This is a genomic window from Pseudomonas sp. CBS, assembly GCF_024734645.1.
Lineage (GTDB): Bacteria > Pseudomonadota > Gammaproteobacteria > Pseudomonadales > Pseudomonadaceae > Aquipseudomonas.
In genome coordinates this window covers 1,703,537-1,722,530 of the sequence record NZ_CP102929.1, presented here as the reverse complement: position 1 = coordinate 1,722,530, position 18,994 = coordinate 1,703,537, and the positions used below count along the sequence as shown (strand labels likewise).

General features: G+C 59.5%; 20 protein-coding genes and 1 tRNA gene. 9 read left to right on the top strand and 12 right to left on the bottom strand.

Going from position 1 to position 18,994, the window contains the following annotated elements; genetic code table 11:
• Positions 1-2: 2 nt before the first annotated feature.
• Positions 3-263, bottom strand: a complete 261-nt coding sequence (gene cspD / locus NVB75_RS07815) for a cold shock domain-containing protein CspD (protein WP_275712049.1) — start codon at positions 261-263, stop codon at positions 3-5.
• Between the two features lie 224 nt (positions 264-487).
• Here cspD and clpS point away from each other — a divergent pair, with 224 nt between their 5' ends.
• Both clpS and clpA read left to right on the top strand, forming a co-directional pair.
• Positions 488-877 carry an ATP-dependent Clp protease adapter ClpS gene (clpS, locus tag NVB75_RS07810; RefSeq protein WP_177048401.1) on the top strand — a complete coding sequence of 130 codons (390 nt, stop codon included), beginning with the start codon at positions 488-490 and terminating at the stop codon, positions 875-877.
• 29 nt (positions 878-906) lie between these two features.
• Positions 907-3,177, top strand: a complete 2,271-nt coding sequence (gene clpA / locus NVB75_RS07805; protein WP_010172706.1) for an ATP-dependent Clp protease ATP-binding subunit ClpA — start codon at positions 907-909, stop codon at positions 3,175-3,177.
• Positions 3,178-3,413: 236 nt separating this feature from the next.
• On the opposite strand, the gene infA is transcribed toward clpA, so the two are convergent.
• The 3 genes from infA to aat form a co-directional block, all read right to left on the bottom strand.
• Positions 3,414-3,632 (bottom strand): translation initiation factor IF-1, encoded by a 219-nt coding sequence (gene infA, locus NVB75_RS07795; RefSeq protein WP_002553999.1) that lies wholly within the window; start codon positions 3,630-3,632, stop codon positions 3,414-3,416.
• 100 nt (positions 3,633-3,732) lie between these two features.
• Positions 3,733-4,440, bottom strand: coding sequence for an arginyltransferase (locus NVB75_RS07790; protein WP_017479517.1), 708 nt, complete (start codon positions 4,438-4,440; stop codon positions 3,733-3,735).
• A gap of 55 nt (positions 4,441-4,495) precedes the next feature.
• Positions 4,496-5,176 (bottom strand): leucyl/phenylalanyl-tRNA--protein transferase, encoded by a 681-nt coding sequence (aat, locus tag NVB75_RS07785; protein WP_258346719.1) that lies wholly within the window; start codon positions 5,174-5,176, stop codon positions 4,496-4,498.
• 485 nt (positions 5,177-5,661) lie between these two features.
• On the opposite strand from aat, the gene NVB75_RS07780 reads away from it, so the two are divergent.
• Genes NVB75_RS07780 through cysG form a run of 6 tightly spaced genes read left to right on the top strand, consistent with a single transcriptional unit; the run spans position 5,662 to position 13,167 of the window.
• Positions 5,662-8,070 carry a DNA translocase FtsK gene (locus tag NVB75_RS07780; protein WP_063031405.1) on the top strand — a complete coding sequence of 803 codons (2,409 nt, stop codon included), beginning with the start codon at positions 5,662-5,664 and terminating at the stop codon, positions 8,068-8,070.
• Between the two features lie 57 nt (positions 8,071-8,127).
• Positions 8,128-8,751, top strand: a complete 624-nt coding sequence (lolA, locus tag NVB75_RS07775) for an outer membrane lipoprotein chaperone LolA (RefSeq protein ID WP_093198677.1) — start codon at positions 8,128-8,130, stop codon at positions 8,749-8,751.
• A 27-nt stretch (positions 8,752-8,778) separates the two neighbouring features.
• Complete coding sequence (locus NVB75_RS07770) at positions 8,779-10,101, top strand: replication-associated recombination protein A (RefSeq protein ID WP_177068394.1); 1,323 nt, start codon at positions 8,779-8,781, stop codon at positions 10,099-10,101.
• Positions 10,101-10,475: a fluoride efflux transporter CrcB gene (gene crcB / locus NVB75_RS07765; protein WP_010172479.1), complete on the top strand. Its 375-nt coding sequence runs from the start codon at positions 10,101-10,103 to the stop codon at positions 10,473-10,475. Before NVB75_RS07770 ends, crcB begins: the two co-directional genes overlap by 1 nt.
• 16 nt (positions 10,476-10,491) lie before the next feature.
• On the top strand, positions 10,492-11,772 hold the full coding sequence (gene serS, locus NVB75_RS07760; protein WP_258346718.1) for a serine--tRNA ligase: 1,281 nt from the start codon (positions 10,492-10,494) through the stop codon (positions 11,770-11,772).
• Positions 11,773-13,167: a siroheme synthase CysG gene (gene cysG / locus NVB75_RS07755; RefSeq protein ID WP_258346717.1), complete on the top strand. Its 1,395-nt coding sequence runs from the start codon at positions 11,773-11,775 to the stop codon at positions 13,165-13,167.
• Positions 13,168-13,297: 130 nt separating this feature from the next.
• Here the strand turns inward: cysG and NVB75_RS07750 are convergent, their stop codons facing one another.
• The 7 genes from NVB75_RS07750 to NVB75_RS07720 form a co-directional block, all read right to left on the bottom strand.
• Positions 13,298-14,293 (bottom strand): glutathione S-transferase family protein, encoded by a 996-nt coding sequence (locus tag NVB75_RS07750; RefSeq protein WP_258346716.1) that lies wholly within the window; start codon positions 14,291-14,293, stop codon positions 13,298-13,300.
• 88 nt (positions 14,294-14,381) lie between these two features.
• Positions 14,382-15,383 carry a glycosyl transferase family protein gene (locus tag NVB75_RS07745; protein ID WP_258346715.1) on the bottom strand — a complete coding sequence of 334 codons (1,002 nt, stop codon included), beginning with the start codon at positions 15,381-15,383 and terminating at the stop codon, positions 14,382-14,384.
• The gene (locus NVB75_RS07740) at positions 15,380-15,715 is read right to left on the bottom strand and encodes a TusE/DsrC/DsvC family sulfur relay protein (RefSeq protein ID WP_167663353.1); all 336 of its coding nucleotides are present in this window, start codon (positions 15,713-15,715) and stop codon (positions 15,380-15,382) included. Before NVB75_RS07740 ends, NVB75_RS07745 begins: the two co-directional genes overlap by 4 nt.
• Positions 15,712-16,005 (bottom strand): sulfurtransferase complex subunit TusB, encoded by a 294-nt coding sequence (tusB, locus tag NVB75_RS07735; RefSeq protein ID WP_258346714.1) that lies wholly within the window; start codon positions 16,003-16,005, stop codon positions 15,712-15,714. Before tusB ends, NVB75_RS07740 begins: the two co-directional genes overlap by 4 nt.
• Positions 16,005-16,355 (bottom strand): sulfurtransferase complex subunit TusC, encoded by a 351-nt coding sequence (gene tusC / locus NVB75_RS07730; protein WP_258346713.1) that lies wholly within the window; start codon positions 16,353-16,355, stop codon positions 16,005-16,007. Before tusC ends, tusB begins: the two co-directional genes overlap by 1 nt.
• Before the next feature lies 1 nt (position 16,356).
• Positions 16,357-16,749: a sulfurtransferase complex subunit TusD gene (gene tusD / locus NVB75_RS07725; RefSeq protein ID WP_258346712.1), complete on the bottom strand. Its 393-nt coding sequence runs from the start codon at positions 16,747-16,749 to the stop codon at positions 16,357-16,359.
• 89 nt (positions 16,750-16,838) lie between these two features.
• Positions 16,839-17,510: a Bax inhibitor-1/YccA family protein gene (locus NVB75_RS07720; protein ID WP_076016792.1), complete on the bottom strand. Its 672-nt coding sequence runs from the start codon at positions 17,508-17,510 to the stop codon at positions 16,839-16,841.
• 152 nt (positions 17,511-17,662) lie between these two features.
• On the opposite strand from NVB75_RS07720, the gene NVB75_RS07715 reads away from it, so the two are divergent.
• Positions 17,663-17,753 (top strand) — tRNA-Ser (locus NVB75_RS07715).
• Between the two features lie 258 nt (positions 17,754-18,011).
• On the opposite strand, the gene NVB75_RS07710 is transcribed toward NVB75_RS07715, so the two are convergent.
• Positions 18,012-18,923 carry a bifunctional GNAT family N-acetyltransferase/nucleoside diphosphate kinase regulator gene (locus NVB75_RS07710; RefSeq protein ID WP_258348556.1) on the bottom strand — a complete coding sequence of 304 codons (912 nt, stop codon included), beginning with the start codon at positions 18,921-18,923 and terminating at the stop codon, positions 18,012-18,014.
• Between the last annotated feature and the right edge of the window lie 71 nt (positions 18,924-18,994).

Below are 18,994 nucleotides of genomic sequence, written 5' to 3'. Positions count from 1 at the left end.
GATCAGGCCGACTGTTCTTGTGATTGTTGAGCGACGATTCCTATAGCTGTGCTGGCGCTGGCTGCCGCGCTGATATTCACCGCGTGCAAGCCTTTGGGTCCTTGAATGATATCGAAGAGAACCGGTTGCCCTGCCTTTAGTGTCTTGTAGCCATCCATTTGGATGGCGGAGTAATGCGCAAATAGGTCGTCAGTCTTGTCGTCTTCGTTGATGAAGCCGTAACCCTTGGCATTGTTGAACCACTTGACCTTACCGCTCGCCATGCCCATATCCCTCTGCACCAGACTCCATCACTGGAGTATCATCCAGTTTATCCGTCCTAACCCGAATAAATAAGGTTGACTGCGCGGACCTTTTTTACCCACTGTGGGTTCTATTGGTTGTAACACTGATTTGCCGATAGTCAAGGCGACCAGTCGGTCAGAGTTGAAAATCTGACAGGTCGCCCCCACCACTGTATTTGAACCACTGACGAACCTTTCTTTCCATGCATGCAATCAGCCAGATTCGACTAACATTCAATCAGGATCGCCCGACTCTCCATAAGGATCATCCGGATGGTCAAGAAGACGACGACGGTTCTGCAGGCATTGCTGTCCAGGAGGCCAAGCCTGCTTTACAGGCGCCGCCGATGTACAAGGTGGTTTTGTTCAATGATGACTACACACCGATGGATTTCGTCGTCGAAGTGCTCGAGGTGTTTTTTAACCTGAACCGCGAGTTGGCGACCAAGGTAATGCTGGCCGTTCACACAGAAGGACGGGCAGTATGTGGAGTGTTTACCCGCGACATCGCCGAGACAAAGGCCATGCAGGTCAACCAGTACGCCAGGGAAAGCCAGCATCCGCTACTCTGTGAAATCGAGAAGGACGGTTAACTCCGACCACTTGGGTATGAGGTGAAGCTATGTTAAACCGCGAGCTCGAAGTCACCCTCAATCTTGCCTTCAAGGAGGCCCGTTCGAAGCGTCATGAATTCATGACCGTCGAGCACCTGCTGCTGGCACTTTTGGATAACGAAGCTGCCGCCACCGTACTGCGTGCGTGTGGTGCCAATCTCGACAAACTCAAGCATGACCTGCAGGAGTTTATCGACTCCACCACGCCGTTGATCCCCGTTCATGACGAGGACCGCGAGACCCAACCTACCCTGGGCTTCCAGCGGGTACTGCAGCGTGCCGTTTTCCACGTACAGAGCTCCGGCAAGCGCGAAGTCACAGGGGCCAATGTGCTCGTGGCGATCTTCAGCGAGCAGGAAAGCCAGGCCGTATTCCTGCTAAAGCAGCAAAGCGTTGCCCGTATTGATGTCGTCAACTACATCGCCCATGGCATTTCCAAAGTGCCAGGGCATGGCGATCACTCAGAAGGTGAGCAGGATATGCAGGATGACGAGGGCGGTGAGTCTTCTTCTTCGAGCAACCCGCTGGATGCCTATGCCAGCAACCTCAACGAACTGGCGCGCCAAGGGCGGATCGATCCGCTGGTAGGGCGTGAGCTGGAAGTTGAGCGCGTGGCGCAGATCCTGGCGCGTCGTCGCAAAAACAACCCGCTGTTGGTCGGTGAGGCAGGCGTGGGTAAAACCGCGATAGCCGAAGGCCTGGCCAAACGCATTGTTGATAACCAGGTGCCAGACCTGCTGGCCAACAGCGTCGTCTACTCCCTTGACCTGGGCGCGTTACTCGCCGGGACCAAGTACCGTGGTGACTTCGAGAAGCGCTTCAAGGCGCTGCTCGGCGAGCTGAAAAAACGCCCGCAGGCGATCCTGTTCATTGACGAAATCCACACCATCATCGGTGCCGGTGCAGCTTCCGGTGGGGTGATGGATGCCTCGAACCTGCTCAAGCCGCTGCTGTCTTCGGGTGATATCCGTTGCATCGGTTCGACCACGTTCCAGGAATTCCGCGGGATCTTCGAAAAAGACCGTGCCCTGGCGCGCCGCTTCCAGAAAGTGGATGTGTCCGAGCCGTCGGTTGAGGACACCATCGGCATCCTGCGTGGGCTCAAGGGGCGTTTCGAAGCGCACCATGGCATCGAGTACACCGATGAGGCGCTGCGTGCAGCTGCCGAGCTGGCGTCGCGTTACATCAATGACCGGCACATGCCGGACAAGGCTATCGACGTGATCGACGAGGCGGGTGCCTACCAGCGCCTGCAGCCGGTGGAGAAGCGTGTGAAACGCATCGACGTGCCTCAGGTCGAGGACATCGTGGCGAAGATCGCGCGTATTCCACCTAAACACGTCAACACCTCCGACAGGGAGCTGCTGCGTAACCTGGAGCGCGACCTCAAGCTGACCGTGTTTGGTCAGGATGCGGCCATCGATTCGCTGTCCACCGCGATCAAGCTGTCCCGTGCGGGCCTCAAGTCGCCGGACAAGCCGGTCGGTTCGTTCCTGTTCGCCGGGCCTACCGGTGTCGGCAAGACCGAAGCGGCGCGGCAGTTGGCCAAAGCTATGGGTATCGAGCTGGTGCGTTTCGACATGTCCGAGTACATGGAGCGTCACACCGTGTCGCGCCTGATCGGTGCGCCTCCGGGCTATGTCGGCTTCGACCAGGGCGGCCTGTTGACCGAGGCGATCACCAAGCAGCCACATTGCGTACTGCTGCTCGATGAAATCGAGAAGGCGCACCCGGAAGTCTTCAACCTGCTGTTGCAGGTGATGGACCACGGTACCCTGACCGACAACAACGGGCGCAAGGCGGACTTCCGCAACGTGATCGTGATCATGACCACCAACGCCGGTGCCGAAACGGCCGCGCGGGCTTCCATTGGCTTTACTCATCAGGATCACTCTTCCGACGCCATGGAAGTGATCAAGAAGAGCTTCACGCCGGAATTCCGCAACCGTCTGGACACCATTATCCAGTTTGGTCGCCTCAGCCATGAGGTCATCAAAAGCGTGGTGGACAAGTTCCTCACCGAGCTTCAGGCGCAGTTGGAAGACAAGCGCGTGCAGCTGGAAGTGACGGACGCGGCGCGCAACTGGCTGGCGGAAGGTGGCTACGACGCGGCAATGGGCGCTCGCCCAATGGCTCGCCTGATCCAGGACAAGATCAAGCGCCCACTGGCGGAAGAGATCCTGTTCGGCGAACTGGCAGACCACGGTGGCGTGGTGCATATCGATCTGAAGGACGGCGAGCTGACCTTCGACTTCGAGACCACGGCTGAAATGGCCTGATAGCTGACGCAACAAAACAAAAAGGCGCCGAGAGGCGCCTTTTTGCTGTCTTGAAACCGATGCAGATCAAATGTGGGAGCGGGCTTGCTCGCGAATGCGGTGTGCCAGTCGACACAGTCAGTGACTGATACGCCGCATTCGCGAGCAAGCCCGCTCCCACAAGGGATTTCTGGCTTCAGGTAAATCGCGCGCGCACAAAAACGCCCGGCATAACCGGGCGTCTTGTATTGACTTGATTAACGGGCGCGGTAAGTGATGCGCCCTTTACTCAGGTCATAGGGCGTCAGTTCGACGCGCACTTTGTCACCGGTAAGAATACGGATGTAATTCTTGCGCATCTTGCCGGAGATATGCGCGGTTACGACGTGCCCATTTTCCAACTCCACACGAAACATGGTGTTGGGCAGGGTGTCGACGACAGTGCCTTCCATTTCGAAGCTGTCTTCTTTCGACATGCAGTAAAGCCCTCGGTATCCAGTGAATGGCCCGGTGCAACTGCGCCAGGCAAAAGCGGCGTGCATTGTGCCCGAAAAAGGGTGTTTAAGCCAAGAGGTTCTAGTTCAAGGTGACCCATCTTTGGTTAATTAACAGCTCAATGGGCCGATATTGGGTCTTGTAGTTCATCTTTTTGCAGTTTTTTATCCAGTATCCGAGGTACACCGCCTCCAATTCCATGCGCAAGGCTTCGCCGATTTGCCACAGGATCGCAAAGCGTCCCAGGCTGCGCCGCTCTTCGGCGGGCTCATAAAAGGTGTAGACCGCCGACAGGCCATTGGGCAGCAGGTCAGTGACGGCTACGGCGACCAGGCGTCCTTCAAGGCGGAACTCGTAGAAGCGCGAGAAGGGCAGGTCGCGCACCAGGAAGGTGGAAAACTGGTCACGACTGGGTGGGAACATGTCGCCATCGGCATGGCGCTGTTCGATGTAGCGTTGGTAGAGGTCGAAATATTCTTCACTGAAGCCCGGTTTGGCAGCGGTGACGGTCAGGTCGGCATTGCGCTTGAGGATGCGTTTCTGATTGCGGTCCGGCAGGAACTGCGCCACCGGGATACGCGCCGGTACGCAGGCGTTGCAATTCTGGCAGTGCGGCCGGTAGAGGTGGTCGCCGCTGCGCCGGAAGCCCATTTCCGACAAATCGGCATACACATGCACGTCCATCGGCTGGCTGGGGTCGAGGAACAGCGTAGTGGCCTGCTCATCGGGCAGATAGCTGCATGAGTGGGGTTGAGTGGCATAAAACTTCAAACGCGCCAGCTCGGTCATGATCAACCCTCGGATAAGCTTTGAAATAAGTGTAAGCCAGGTGCGGGAAAGTCGCCTAGGAAACCCATGGCGCAGAGCTGGTTTGGTCCAAATGGTCGCGCAGGTAGTTGGCAAAGTCGCTGCGAGGAATGGCGCGGGCGCCGAGGCTGTGCAGGTGGTCGGTGGGCATCTGGCAGTCGATCAGTACAAAGCCCCATGCCTGCAATTGCCTGACCAGGGTGGCAAAGCCGAATTTCGAGGCGTTGTCGGCGCGACTGAACATGGATTCGCCGAAGAACAACTGGCCCATCGCCAAGCCATACAGGCCGCCGACCAGTTCGCCTTGATCCCACACCTCCACCGAGTGCGCATAGCCGCGCTGGTGCAGTTGCAGGTAGGCGCTCTGCATGGCTTCGGTGATCCAGGTGCCGTCGGCATAACTGCGCGGTGCGGCACATGCCTGAATGACGGCGGCGAAATCCTGATCGAAGGTCGCCGTGTAACGCTGCTGGCGCAACAGTTTGCCGAGGCTGCGGGACACATGCAGTTCGTCGGGGAACAGCACGGTGCGTGGGTCGGGTGACCACCAGAGGATGGGCTGGCCTTCCGAGAACCAGGGAAAGCAGCCGTGGCGATAGGCCTGGATCAAGCGGTCGGCCGACAGGTCGCCACCGGCGGCGAGCAGGCCATTGGGTTCGCGCATGGCCTTGGCCAGCGGTGGAAACGTCAGGGTGTTGCGTTGTAACCAGGTCAGCATGGCATCCAGGCTTACGGAAGGGGAGGGCGGTAACGGCGATGTTGCCCGTTGCAAGAGCTGTGATTATTGTCGACGAAACGCTCTGGGGCTACCCCGAACATGGGATCGGTGCAGATAAGCATGAACGGGTGTTGCTGCAACTCTATGCCGGGGGCGTGGTCGTAATCGCGTACGTCGGTCGGCAAGCTAGCCTGGATTGGCAAAAACAGCTCATAAGCCTTTGTCAGCAAAGACAATGCATGCTCAAATTGAACGTTATGAAACCGGAGACTGGCTATGCTGTGTAACGTAGGGCCAAGTGCGTGGCATAGCGCACACAAACCCGTACAATGCGGCCATTCAGGCGTTATCGCCGTTTCATGAATCAGTTGCAGAGTGTTAAAAGTAGCTTCACTGACACTCGTTCATTTTTTACCTGCTCGGATTGAGCAGTATTGCAGTCATTCAATAGATGGACGCGCTAAAGGCGCAGGAAAAGACCCGTTTTGAAGAAATCCGCCGCAACACCTAAAGCCGCAGTCGTGCCCGCCTGGCGCCAGCACCTGCACTATCGACTCAAGGAAGGTGCACTGATCGCCATCGGCGCTTTGTGCCTGTTCCTGATGATGGCCTTGCTCACTTATGGCAAGGATGATCCAGGCTGGAGCCACAACAGCAAGATCGAAGACGTGCAGAACTTCGGTGGTCCTGCCGGTTCCTACAGTGCCGATATCCTGTTCATGGTGCTGGGTTATTTCGCCTATATCTTCCCGTTGCTGCTGGCCATCAAGACCTGGCAGATCTTCCGCCAGCGTCATGAACCGTGGCAGTGGAGTGGCTGGCTGTTCTCCTGGCGCCTGATCGGCCTGGTGTTCCTGGTCCTCTCGGGCGCGGCCCTGGCCCATATCCATTTTCACGCACCTACCGGCTTGCCGGCCGGTGCCGGCGGCGCACTGGGCGAAAGCCTCGGCGACCTGGCCCGCAGGACCCTGAACATCCAGGGCAGCACCCTGATGTTCATCGCGTTGTTCCTGTTTGGCCTCACCGTGTTTACTGACCTGTCCTGGTTCAAGGTCATGGACGTTACCGGCAAGATCACCCTCGACCTGCTGGAACTGTTCCAGGGCGCCGCCAATCGCTGGTGGTCGGCCCGAGTTGACCGCAAGCGCATGGTTGCGCAACTGCGTGAGGTCGATACCCGCGTCAACGAGGTGGTGGCTCCGAGCACGCCGGACCGGCGTGAGCAAGCCAAGGTCAAGGAACGCCTGATCGAACGCGAACAGGCCCTGACCAAGCACATGTCGGACCGCGAGAAGCAGGTACCGCCGGTGATTGCACCTGCGCCGCCGAAGGCCCCCGAGCCAAGCCATCGCGTGCAGAAAGAGAAACAGGCGCCGTTGTTTGTCGACAGCGCCGTGGAAGGCACCTTGCCGCCGATCTCTATTCTCGACCCGGCGGAAAAGAAACAGCTCAACTATTCCCCTGAATCCCTGGCGGCCGTCGGCCACCTGCTGGAAATCAAGCTCAAGGAATTCGGCGTCGAAGTCTCGGTGGATTCGATCCACCCGGGCCCGGTGATTACCCGCTACGAAATCCAGCCGGCTGCCGGCGTGAAGGTCAGCCGCATTTCCAACCTGGCCAAGGATCTGGCGCGTTCGCTGGCGGTGACCAGCGTGCGGGTGGTGGAAGTGATTCCGGGCAAGACCACCGTCGGTATCGAGATTCCCAACGAAGACCGGCAGATCGTGCGCTTCTCCGAAGTGCTGTCGACCCCGGAATACGACAACTTCAAATCGCCGGTGACATTGGCCCTGGGCCACGACATCGGCGGCAAGCCGGTGATCACCGACCTGGCTAAAATGCCGCACTTGCTGGTCGCCGGTACCACCGGTTCCGGTAAGTCGGTGGGTGTGAACGCGATGATCCTGTCGATCCTGTTCAAGTCTGGCCCGGAAGACGCCAAGCTGATCATGATCGACCCGAAAATGCTCGAGCTGTCGATCTACGAAGGCATTCCGCACCTGCTGTGCCCGGTAGTGACCGACATGAAGGACGCCGCCAACGCCCTGCGCTGGAGCGTCGCCGAGATGGAGCGCCGCTACAAGCTGATGGCGAAGATGGGCGTACGTAACCTGTCGGGCTTCAACGCCAAGGTCAAGGAAGCCCAGGACGCCGGCACGCCGCTGACCGACCCGCTGTACAAGCGCGAAAGCATTCACGACGAAGCGCCGCTGTTGACCAAGCTGCCGACCATCGTGGTGGTGGTCGACGAATTTGCCGACATGATGATGATCGTCGGCAAGAAGGTCGAAGAGCTGATCGCCCGTATCGCCCAGAAGGCGCGGGCCGCCGGTATCCACTTGATCCTGGCGACCCAGCGTCCGTCGGTGGACGTGATCACCGGTCTGATCAAGGCCAACATCCCGACTCGCATGGCGTTCCAGGTATCGAGCAAGATCGACTCCCGGACCATCATCGACCAAGGCGGCGCCGAGCAGCTGCTGGGCCACGGTGACATGCTCTACATGCCGCCGGGCACCAGCCTGCCGATCCGCGTTCACGGCGCCTTCGTCTCCGACGATGAAGTGCACCGTGTGGTGGAAGCCTGGAAGCTGCGCGGTGCGCCGGAATACAACGACGACATCCTTGCGGGCGTCGAAGAGGCCGGCAGCGGCTTCGACGGTGGCAGCAGTGGTGGCGACGACGATGCCGAGACCGATGCGCTTTACGACGAAGCGGTGCAGTTCGTGCTTGAGAGCCGCCGCGCCTCCATCTCTGCCGTACAGCGCAAGCTGAAGATTGGCTACAACCGCGCTGCCCGCATGATCGAAGCCATGGAAATGGCCGGCGTGGTCACCTCGATGAACACCAACGGCTCGCGCGAAGTGATTGCGCCAGCGCAGATGCGTGACTGATTACGTGCCGCGTGGCAACACGCGGCACGCCTTGCAAACGAATCTAAGAGGACTCCCATGCGTCTTATCCGCATGCTGTTGTTGCCTGCATTGGCCCTGACTGCTGTTTCGGCTCATGCTGACCCGGCTTCCGTCGCCAGCCTGAAAAACCTGTTGGACAAATCCCAGACCCTGACCGCGCGCTTCTCCCAGCTCACGCTGGATGCCGGTGGCACCCAATTGCAGGAAACCGCCGGCGAGATGGCTGTGCAGCGCCCAGGACTGTTCTACTGGCACACGGAAGGCAAAGCCGAGCAGACCATCGTCTCGGACGGCCAAAAAGTCACCCTGTGGGACCCGGACCTGGAGCAGGCGACCATCAAGAAGCTCGACCCGCGCCTGAACCAGACGCCAGCGCTGTTGCTGTCAGGCGATGTGTCGAAAATCAACGACAGCTTCGACATTACCTCCAAGCAGACCAGCAACGTGATTGAGTTCACCCTTAGGCCGAAATCCAAGGACACGCTCTTTGACACGCTGTCCCTGTCGTTTGGCAACGGCGTGATCAACAACATGCGCCTGGTTGACAGCGTCGGCCAGCGCACCGATATCCTGTTCTCCGGGGTCAAGGCCAACCAGCCGGTACCGGCATCCAAGTTCAAGTTCGACATCCCGAAGGGTGCCGACGTGATCCAGGAATAAACTGCCCAGAGGTTTCAAACGCTGCCCATGGACCTGTTTCGAAGTGACCCGATTGCTCAGCCTCTGGCGGCGCGCCTGCGTTCGACCAACCTGGACGAGTACGTCGGGCAGGAACACCTGCTCGCTCGCGGCAAGCCTTTGCGCGAAGCCCTGGAGCAGGGTGCGCTGCACTCGATGATTTTCTGGGGGCCGCCGGGCGTGGGTAAAACCACCCTGGCGCGGCTCCTGGCGAAAGTCTCGGATGCCCACTTCGAAACGGTTTCGGCGGTGCTGGCCGGGGTCAAGGAAATCCGCCAGGCGGTGGAAGTCGCCAAGCAGCAGGCCGGGCAATACGGCAAGCGCACCATCCTGTTCGTCGACGAAGTGCATCGCTTCAACAAGTCGCAGCAGGATGCGTTCTTGCCGTATGTCGAAGACGGCACGCTGATCTTTATTGGCGCCACCACTGAAAACCCGTCCTTTGAACTGAACAACGCTTTGCTGTCCCGGGCGCGTGTCTATGTGCTTAAGAGCCTCGATGAAGCCGCGATGCAGAAGCTGTTGCAGCGCGCGCTGAATGAAGACAAGGGCCTGGGCAAGCGCCAACTGAGTGTCAGCGAGGAAGGCTTCAAGATTCTGCTGACTGCGGCTGACGGCGATGGTCGACGTTTTCTCAATCTGCTGGAGAACGCGTCCGACCTGGCCGAGGATGGCAGCGAAATCGGTGTCGACTTGCTGCAAAGCCTGCTGGGCGACACCCGTCGGCGTTTCGACAAGGGTGGGGAGGCGTTCTACGACCAGATTTCCGCGTTGCACAAGTCAGTGCGTGGCTCCAATCCCGACGGCGCGCTGTATTGGTTTGCGCGGATGATCGACGGCGGTTGCGACCCGCTGTACCTGGCCCGGCGCGTGGTGCGCATGGCCAGTGAAGACATCGGCAATGCCGACCCGCGCGCGCTGAGCCTGTGCCTGGCCGCCTGGGAAGTGCAGGAACGCCTGGGCAGCCCGGAAGGCGAGTTGGCGGTGGCCCAGGCCATCACCTATCTGGCCTGTGCGCCGAAAAGCAACGCGGTGTACATGGGCTTCAAGTCCGCCCTGCGTGCTGCCGCCGAGCATGGTTCCCTGGAAGTGCCGCTGCACCTGCGCAATGCGCCGACCAAGCTGATGAAGCAGCTGGGTTATGGCGATGAATACCGTTACGCCCATGATGAGCCGGACGCCTATGCGGCTGGCGAAGATTACTTCCCGGATGACCTTGCGCCGCAGCCGTTCTACCAGCCGGTGCCCCGCGGCCTGGAACTGAAGATCGGCGAAAAGCTCAATCACCTCGCCCAACTTGACCGGCTTAGCCCGAAACAGCGGAGAAAGTAGTGCTTAGAACGATTCTTGCCGTGTCCGTGGCCGGCATCGCTGGTACATTATTGCGTTTCGCCACCAGCACCTGGGTCAGCGCCAATTGGCCGAAGCATTTTTATGCGGCGACCCTGGCGGTCAATCTGGTGGGCTGTTTGATCATCGGCTTGTTGTACGGGTGGTTTCTGATTCGTCCGGAAGTGCCGATTGAGATTCGGGCCGGCTTGATTGTCGGCTTTGTAGGCGGTCTGACGACCTTTTCATCCTTTTCACTGGACACGCTGCGCCTGCTGGAAAGCGGGCAGGCACCGGTCGCCTTCGGGTACCTGGCCATCAGCGTGTTCGGCGGGCTGCTCGCCACCTGGGCTGGCCTGTCCTTGACCAAACTTTGATAAACGAGAGACCGACATGCTCGATTCCAAACTGTTACGTAGCAACCTTCAGGACGTAGCGGACCGCCTGGCATCCCGTGGCTTCAGCCTGGATGTTGCGCGCATCGAAGCGCTGGAAGAACAGCGCAAGACCGTCCAGACCCGCACCGAAGCACTGCAGGCTGAGCGTAATGCGCGTTCCAAATCCATCGGTCAGGCCAAGCAACGCGGCGAAGACATCGCGCCGTTGATGGCGGACGTCGAGCGTATGGCTGGCGAGTTGGCTTCCGGCAAAGTCGAACTGGACGCGATCCAGACTGAACTGGACTCGATCCTGCTGGGTATCCCGAACCTGCCACACGAATCCGTGCCGATTGGCGAAGACGAAGACGGCAACGTCGAAGTCCGTCGCTGGGGCACGCCAAAAACCTTCGATTTCGAGATCAAGGACCACGTCGCCCTGGGCGAATTGACCGGTGGCCTGGACTTCGAGACAGCGGCCAAAATGTCCGGCGCGCGCTTTGCCTTGCTGCGCGGCCCGATCGCGCGCATGCACCGTGCCCTGGCGCAGTTCATGATCAACCTGCACACCGGCGAACACGGCTACGAAGAGGCTTACACCCCGTACCTGGTTCAGGCGCCGGCGCTGATGGGCACCAGCCAGCTGCCGAAGTTCGAGGAAGACCTGTTCAAGATCAGCCGCGATGGCGAAGCCGATCTGTACCTGATCCCGACCGCCGAAGTGTCGCTGACCAACATCGTGGCCGGGGAAATCCTCGACGCCAAGCAACTGCCGCTCAAGTTTGTCGCCCACTCGCCGTGCTTCCGCAGCGAAGCCGGTGCATCGGGCCGCGACACCCGCGGCATGATCCGCCAGCACCAGTTCGACAAGGTCGAGATGGTGCAGGTTGTCGAGCCGTCGACCTCCATGGAAGCCTTGGAAGGCCTGACCGCCAACGCCGAACGCGTCTTGCAACTGCTGGAACTGCCGTACCGCGTTCTGGCCCTGTGCACCGGCGACATGGGTTTCAGCGCCGTGAAGACTTACGACCTGGAAGTGTGGGTGCCGAGCCAGGACAAATACCGCGAGATTTCGTCGTGCTCCAACTGCGGTGATTTCCAGGCCCGTCGCATGCAGGCGCGTTTCCGTAACCCGGAAACCGGCAAGCCTGAGCTGGTCCACACCCTCAACGGCTCGGGCCTGGCGGTAGGCCGTACCTTGGTGGCGGTGCTGGAAAACTACCAGCAGGCTGACGGTTCGATCCGCGTACCTGAGGTGCTCAAGCCTTACATGGCGGGCGTTGAGGTCATCGGCTAAATGGAATTTCTGCCGCTGTTTCATAACCTGCGCGGCAGTCGTGTGTTGGTCGTCGGTGGCGGGGAGATTGCCTTGCGCAAATCCCGGCTGCTGGCCGACGCCGGCGCGTTGTTGCGGGTGGTTGCTCCCCAGATTGAAGACCAGTTGCGTGAACTGGTGCAGGGCAGTGGCGGTGAACTGATTTTGCGCGGTTATCAGGAGGCCGACCTCGACGGCTGCACACTGATCATCGCCGCGACCGACGACGAGCCGCTGAACGCGCAAGTGTCCAGCGATGCCCGGCGCCGTTGCGTACCGGTCAATGTGGTGGATGCGCCAGCCTTGTGCAGCGTGATCTTCCCGGCGATTGTCGACCGTTCGCCCTTGGTGATCGCAGTGTCCAGCGGCGGCGATGCGCCGGTGCTGGCACGCTTGATTCGCGCCAAGCTGGAAACCTGGATTCCGTCGACTTATGGCCAATTGGCCGGGTTGGCGGCGCGGTTTCGTAGCCAGGTCAAAGGTTTGTTTCCGGATGTGCAGCAACGTCGCGCGTTCTGGGAAGAGGTCTTTCAGGGCCCGATTGCTGATCGGCAACTGGCCGGGCAGGGCGATGAAGCCGAGCGTTTGCTGGTGGCGAAAATCAACGGCGCGCCGCCGCACGCACCGGGCGAAGTCTACCTGGTGGGCGCCGGCCCGGGTGATCCTGACCTGCTGACCTTCCGCGCGCTGCGCTTGATGCAACAGGCCGATGTGGTGCTGTACGACCGTTTGGTGGCGCCGGCGATTCTTGAGCTGTGCCGTCGCGATGCCGAGCGGGTCTACGTCGGCAAGCGTCGCGCCGACCATGCGGTGCCGCAAGACCAGATCAACCAGCAGCTGGTGGACCTGGCCAAGCAAGGCAAGCGCGTGCTGCGGCTCAAGGGTGGCGATCCGTTCATCTTCGGGCGTGGTGGTGAAGAGATTGAAGAGCTGGCGGCCCATGGCATCCCTTTCCAGGTGGTGCCAGGTATTACGGCGGCCAGTGGTTGCGCGGCGTATGCCGGTATTCCGCTGACCCACCGCGACTATGCGCAATCGGTTCGTTTCATTACCGGGCACTTGAAGGACGGGACGTCGGACCTGCCATGGAGTGACCTGGTGGGGCCTTCGCAAACCCTGGTGTTCTACATGGGGTTGATCGGGTTGCCGATCATCTGCGAACAACTGATCCAGCATGGCCGCTCGGCGGATACGCCGGCGGCGTTGATCCAGCAAGGCACTACGTCCAACCAGCGGGTGTTTACCGGCACCCTGGCTGACCTGCCACGCATGGTGGCGGAGCATGAAGTTCATGCGCCGACACTGGTGATTGTGGGAGAAGTGGTGCTGTTGCGTGAGAAGCTGAAGTGGTTTGAAGGCGCTCAGTCGCAAGTCTGATAACCGCGACAGATGTTCAACTGTAGGAGCGAGCTTGCTCGCGAAAAACTCAAGGTCACCGCGTTCATTCAGCATGAGCGCGTTATCGTTGACGACCTTCGCGAGCAAGCTTGCTCCTACAGGGCTTGGATCAACTCCAAATCCCTTTCCCGCTCAACCGCTCCCGGTCGTGCTCCGCCTCAAACGTCTGCAACGGCCCCTTCGGCACAATCCCCGTCGGATTAATCGTGCGGTGACTGGCGTAGTAATGCCCCTTGATGTGGGCAAAATCCACCGTCTCGGCAATCCCCGGCCACTGATACAGCTCCCTTAGCCAGTTCGACAAATTCGGATAATCCGCAATCCGTCGCAGGTTGCATTTGAAGTGGCTGTAATACACCGCATCAAAGCGAATCGCTGTGGTGAAAAGCCTTACATCGGCTTCGGTCAGGTATTCCCCCGCCAAGTAACGATGCTTACCCAAGTGCTGTTCAAGGTGATCCAGTTCGGCAAACACATCATCAAATGCGGCTTCATAGGCCTTTTGCGACGTGGCAAAGCCTGCGCGGTATACACCGTTGTTCACGGCGGGATAGATCCGGTCGTTCAGTGCATCGATGGTCGAGCGCTGGGCCTCGGGATAGAAATCCAGTTGATTGCCGGTCAGTTCATTAAACGCACTGTTGAACATGCGAATAATCTCCGCCGATTCATTGCTGACAATCCGCTTGAGCTTCTTGTCCCACAACACCGGTACCGTGACGCGCCCGGTGTAGTTGGCGGTGTCGGCGGTGTAGCGTTGGTGCATGTAGGTGAAGTCGTCGAGTTTGTCGCCGCTGGAGCCGTGGGCCTTGTCGAATGTCCAGCCGTTCTCGAGCATTAACCAACTGACCACGGACACATCAATCAGGCTTTCCAGGCCTTTCAGCTTGCGCAGGATCAATGTGCGATGTGCCCAAGGGCAGGCGAGGGAGACGTACAGATGGTAGCGGCCGGCTTCGGCCGCGAAACCGCCTTCGCCGGTCGGGCCGGGCTCGCCATCGGCGGTCACCCAGTGACGGCGTTGCGCCTGCTCCCGTTGGAAGGCGCCGTCTGCGCTACTTTCGTACCACTGGTCATGCCAGCGTCCTTCGATCAGCAAACCCATGACTGACTCCTTGGCTAATAAGCGTAGGAGTGCAGTCTAAAGGTCTGAGTTCGAACAAAAAGCGCAAAGGCTGGGGGTTAATGATCGACTAAATCGATTTGTCCCGGGCGTCCCAGTACTGCTGGGCCAATTCAAACGCTTGCTCCCGCGGGTGGCCGAGGCCGCGCAAGGCCAGCGCCATGGTGGCGATCAATGCCAGTTGCGGGTAGCTGTCCTGCACGTCGCCGCGCCATAACGCCTTGAGGTGCTCGGGCTCCAGGGCCGCCGGTTTGACGTGGCGCTGGGCGGAGAGGGCTGGCCACTCCTCATCCCAGCTTTCGCCGCCGGTGGTGCCGTACAGGTGGCTGATGGTGTCCGGGTTGATCTCGATCTCGCCGCCGTCGCCCTTGACCACAATGGTGTTGTCGCCGAGCAAGCCGCTGGCATCGCGGTGCACGCCCTGGTAGCCGGGGTGGAAGATGCTTTGCAAGCCGCAGCGGGCGCTCAACGGATTGAGGATGCGCGCCAGGGAGTGGATCGGCGAACGCAGACCCAGGGTGTTGCGCAGGTCGATCATGCGCTGCAGTTGCGGCGCCCAATCCCCCAGGGGAATAAATGCCAGGTTGCCCTGCTCAAGGGCGGCCTCGACCTGTTGCCAGTTGCGGCACAACGGAATCTGCAAGCCTTCCAGCAATTGCTCGGTATAGAGCCGGCCCGCCGTATGCGCGCCGCCGCCGTGCATCAAGATGCGCACACCGTTCTGCGCCAGGCACTTGGCCGCCAACAAGTACCACGGCAGGTGGCGTTTTTTACCGGCATAGGTAGGCCAGTCGACATCCACATCGAGTGACGGTGCATTCAAGCGTTCGCGCACCGCTTCGGTGAAGCCAGCGAGTTCTTCCGGGCTTTCTTCCTTGTGCCGCAACAGCATCAGGAAGGCGCCGAGCTGGGTGTCTTCGACCTTCTCGTCCAGCAGCATGCCCATGGCTTCCCGGGCTTCCTCACGGGTGAGGTTGCGGGCGCCGCGCTTGCCTTTGCCAAGGATGCGCACGAACGGTGCGAACGGGTGCTCGGCAGGGGTTTCAGTGATCAACGGGGCAAAATCAGTCATAAGCAATTCGTCGGCCTGGGCAGGCCCGCCAGCTTGGCGGCGAGTTTGGCGGGAGTGCCTTTGAACAGTCGGTTGAGGTGCAGGCTGTTGCCCTTTTCCGGGCCCAGCTTCAAGGCGGTGTATTTGATCAGCGGGCGAGTGGCGGGCGACAGCTGGAATTCGCTGTAGAAACCCCGCAGCAGTTCGAGGATCTCCCAGTGTTCCGGGGTCAGCGCCAGGTCTTCTGCGGTGGCGAGGGCGTTGGCCACGTCGCTGGACCACGCGTTCAGGTCGACGAGGTAGCCGTCCTTGTCCAGTTCGAGAGTGCGTTCGCCTACGGTCAGGGTGTTCATAGCCAGGTGTTGACCTTGTCGTAATCGAGCGACAGCTGGACGAAGGCCGGGTAATCGACACTGGCGACCCAGGCAGGCACCGCAAGATTGCGCGCCTGGCCGTCTTCGGCCAGCACAAACACCTTCAAACCCTTGGCTTGCAGGGCCTGGAAGGGCGTACTGGCGGCTTGCAGGGCGTAGGCGCCGTCGCCACACAGCAGGATCGCATCCTGGGCGCCACAGAGGCGCAGGCAGCTGTCCAGCCGGCTATCGGTAAACGGGGAGTGGGATACCACATGCAAAGTCGACATCAGAGGGTAATCACCTGGTCGTAACGGTCAATCATTAGTGAGATCTGTTCACTGCTCAGCGGCTGCGCGTTGCCGGAGGCGGTCAGGCCACGCTCGGTGAGGCTATGGCTGCAGGCAAACACATCCTCAACCCCAAACAACTCCAACGCCTGGAGGTTGGCGCTGAGGTCTTTCTGTTGCACGGCCTTGGCGTCCTGGCTTGCGGCCAGTTGAAACACGCCGTCGTCCAGAAACAACAGGCCAATCGGCAAATCAAACGCGCCGCCAGCCAACACGATATCCAGCGCTTCGCGGGCACTGGGGCCGGACCATGGCGCCTGTCGGCTGATCACCAGCAAGGATTTCGACATGTCACGGCCCTCCGAAGCAGATCAAACGGTCAGCGGCCTGGGCGGCGTCATGCAGTTGCCCAAGCCCGGACAATGCCCAAGGCGCCTCCAGGTTCACCGCGCTGCGTTGATAGCGGGTGGCCTCTTCGGCATTCAGCACCCCACGGCGCAGGGCCGCGGCGATGCACACCACGCCATCAAGCTGATACTCGCTGACAAACTCGCGCCACTGACGGGCGATATCCTGCTCGTCCTGCGGCGCAACAATGTTGGTGGACGCGCTGTAGACGCCATCCTGATAAAAAAACAGCCGCACAATTTCATGCCCGCCGGCCAGCGCCGCCTGAGCGAACAGCAAGGCACGGCGCGAGGAGGGCGCATGGGCGGCGGAAAAAAGCGCAATCGCGAACTTCATGGAACACTCTGAAGGCAAAACCTGTGGCAATGATAAAGCCGCAGGCAACAAAAAGCCCGCCGAAGCGGGCTTTTTACATGGGGCTACGATCAGTCGTCGCGGCTCATGATGCCGAAGATCTGCAACAGGCTGATAAACAGGTTGTAGATCGATACATACAGGCTGATGGTGGCCATGATGTAGTTACGCTCGCCACCCTGGATGATCGCGCTGGTCTGGAACAGGATGCAGGCCGAGGAGAACAGCACGAAACCGGCGCTGATCGCCAATTGCAGGCCGCTGATCTGGAAGAACATGCCCGCCAGTACGGCAGCCAGCAACACGAAGAAACCGGCGGTGATGAAACCACCCAGGAAGCTCATGTCCTTGCGGGAGATCAGCACGTAAGCCGACAGACCGCCAAATACCAGGGCAGTCATGGCAAATGCCGAGCTGACCACTTCCGCGCCGCCGGCCATGCCGAGGTAACGGTTAAGGATCGGGCCGAGGATGAAGCCCATGAAACCGGTCAAGGCAAACGCCGACACCAGGCCCCAGGCCGAGTCGCGCAGCTTGTTGGTCAGGAAGAACAGACCATAGAAGCCGATCAACACGACGAAGATATTCGGGTAGCCGACCCGCATTTGCTGGGCCACGAAGGCCATCACGCCGCTGAACGCGAGGGTGAGAGCAAGCAAGCCGTACGTATTGCGCAGGACGCGGCTAACTTCTAGCTGCTCAGCCTGCGCGTTTCCATTCACTGCGTAATTTTGTTCGCGCATGGCGACACTCCTTCAGTTTTGAAACATTCAGTCGCAAGGATCATAACAGACGCTCTGTAACAAGCGATGGCGAGAGTTTGACAGTGTGTTTCATTCGGGTATTATGGCGCCCGCTGAGACAGGATGGGCTATGCTAATCCTGTGTTGCATAAGGGAAATTGGCAGAGTGGTTGAATGCACCGGTCTTGAAAACCGGCGAACGTTAATAGCGTTCCCAGGGTTCGAATCCCTGGTTTCCCGCCAAGATTGACTCAAAAGCCCCGCTAATGCGGGGCTTTTGCGTTTCTGGGATTCAGGAATATTGGCAGTGAAACATCTGATCGTTTTCCCATCATTTCAGGCAGTTTCCGCAACTCTGCAAAAAGTGGGAGTCAACGGGTAGGTTTCACGATCTCACCCCCGCGCCGATAACCGTCTCGGTTATCAGTTCACGCTGGAGAAGTCAGGCGCCCAAGCCGGGCGCGCTGACTGGCGTGATTCGTTACTGAGAAAAGGGCGTAATTACAGGTGGAAGTCGCCCGCAGCCTCCGGCTGGTAAAGCACTTTCTTGATCTCAATCCGGCGGGTCCGATCAGCAATTCGCCAGTCGATGGCGTCTCCCTCCTGATAGCCAAGGATGGCGGCGCCTAGGTCGGAATACACGGAATGCTTTCCTGCGTTGCTGTCCGCGTCTTCAGGGTAGACCAAGGCCACTTCGAACTCTTCATCGTCCAGTTGCAGCAACGCCCTGGAATTCATCGTGATGACATTGCACGCCACCTCCTGCGGCTTGACGACAATGGCTCGCTCGAGCTCATGTTCAAGTTCAACAACCGCCGGGCCTTGCTCGAACGCGATTAGATCCTCTAGCCTGGCCTTGTCGATTTCAGTGATGTAGATCCTGGTGGAGTCGCCACCGGCGCCTTCGCGCAAGAACTGGAGGTAGCGCGCCGCGGTCATGGAAAATGACTTCAATGTCGGCGTTTCGCTCTCAAGCATGAAGCCGCTGCGCAGAAAGGCTTTCAGCGAGCGCGAGTTGTCCGGGTGAATCTTGGCGATGAGCTTCTCGGCCCGCATGTCGAGGAAGGCCAGTTTCATGCCTTCGCGGATCGTGCTGGCGCCAAGGTTTCGACCCCATTTGTCGCTGTCTCCGATGACCAGGACTATCTCGCAATTTGAGCCTGTCTTGATGAGACGGACAAAGCCCACCGGGGCGTCATGCCGGTCATAGGCCATAAAGAATCTGCCGCCCCGGTTGAATAGATGAGTCAGGATCGGCAGCTGAGTCCGATCAATGACTTGCTCAATGGAGCGGGAGACATGACGCGAATCGCTCAGATAGCAGGTGATGCGCTCATCCTCTAACCAATCCACCAACTTTAGCGCGTGCGCCCGAGTAATTTCAGGGCACAGCGAAATGAAAGGCTTGTTCATCTTAACCACACTTATTTGTAAAGGATTGAAGCCCTTCATGGATATGTCATGGCGGTTCTTCGGCAACCGGA

Excerpts from the sequence above, each read along its gene's own strand:
- cspD (WP_275712049.1), bottom strand. The coding sequence starts at position 263 with ATGGCGAGCGGTAAGGTCAAGTGGTTCAACAATGCCAAGGGTTACGGC.
- clpS (WP_177048401.1), top strand. The coding sequence starts at position 488 with ATGCATGCAATCAGCCAGATTCGACTAACATTCAATCAGGATCGCCCG.
- clpA (WP_010172706.1), top strand. The coding sequence starts at position 907 with ATGTTAAACCGCGAGCTCGAAGTCACCCTCAATCTTGCCTTCAAGGAG.
- infA (WP_002553999.1), bottom strand. The coding sequence starts at position 3,632 with ATGTCGAAAGAAGACAGCTTCGAAATGGAAGGCACTGTCGTCGACACC.
- NVB75_RS07790 (WP_017479517.1), bottom strand. The coding sequence starts at position 4,440 with ATGACCGAGCTGGCGCGTTTGAAGTTTTATGCCACTCAACCCCACTCA.
- aat (WP_258346719.1), bottom strand. The coding sequence starts at position 5,176 with ATGCTGACCTGGTTACAACGCAACACCCTGACGTTTCCACCGCTGGCC.
- lolA (WP_093198677.1), top strand. The coding sequence starts at position 8,128 with ATGCGTCTTATCCGCATGCTGTTGTTGCCTGCATTGGCCCTGACTGCT.
- NVB75_RS07770 (WP_177068394.1), top strand. The coding sequence starts at position 8,779 with ATGGACCTGTTTCGAAGTGACCCGATTGCTCAGCCTCTGGCGGCGCGC.
- serS (WP_258346718.1), top strand. The coding sequence starts at position 10,492 with ATGCTCGATTCCAAACTGTTACGTAGCAACCTTCAGGACGTAGCGGAC.
- cysG (WP_258346717.1), top strand. The coding sequence starts at position 11,773 with ATGGAATTTCTGCCGCTGTTTCATAACCTGCGCGGCAGTCGTGTGTTG.
- NVB75_RS07750 (WP_258346716.1), bottom strand. The coding sequence starts at position 14,293 with ATGGGTTTGCTGATCGAAGGACGCTGGCATGACCAGTGGTACGAAAGT.
- NVB75_RS07745 (WP_258346715.1), bottom strand. The coding sequence starts at position 15,383 with ATGACTGATTTTGCCCCGTTGATCACTGAAACCCCTGCCGAGCACCCG.
- NVB75_RS07740 (WP_167663353.1), bottom strand. The coding sequence starts at position 15,715 with ATGAACACCCTGACCGTAGGCGAACGCACTCTCGAACTGGACAAGGAC.
- tusB (WP_258346714.1), bottom strand. The coding sequence starts at position 16,005 with ATGTCGACTTTGCATGTGGTATCCCACTCCCCGTTTACCGATAGCCGG.
- tusC (WP_258346713.1), bottom strand. The coding sequence starts at position 16,355 with ATGTCGAAATCCTTGCTGGTGATCAGCCGACAGGCGCCATGGTCCGGC.
- tusD (WP_258346712.1), bottom strand. The coding sequence starts at position 16,749 with ATGAAGTTCGCGATTGCGCTTTTTTCCGCCGCCCATGCGCCCTCCTCG.
- NVB75_RS07720 (WP_076016792.1), bottom strand. The coding sequence starts at position 17,510 with ATGCGCGAACAAAATTACGCAGTGAATGGAAACGCGCAGGCTGAGCAG.
- NVB75_RS07710 (WP_258348556.1), bottom strand. The coding sequence starts at position 18,923 with ATGAACAAGCCTTTCATTTCGCTGTGCCCTGAAATTACTCGGGCGCAC.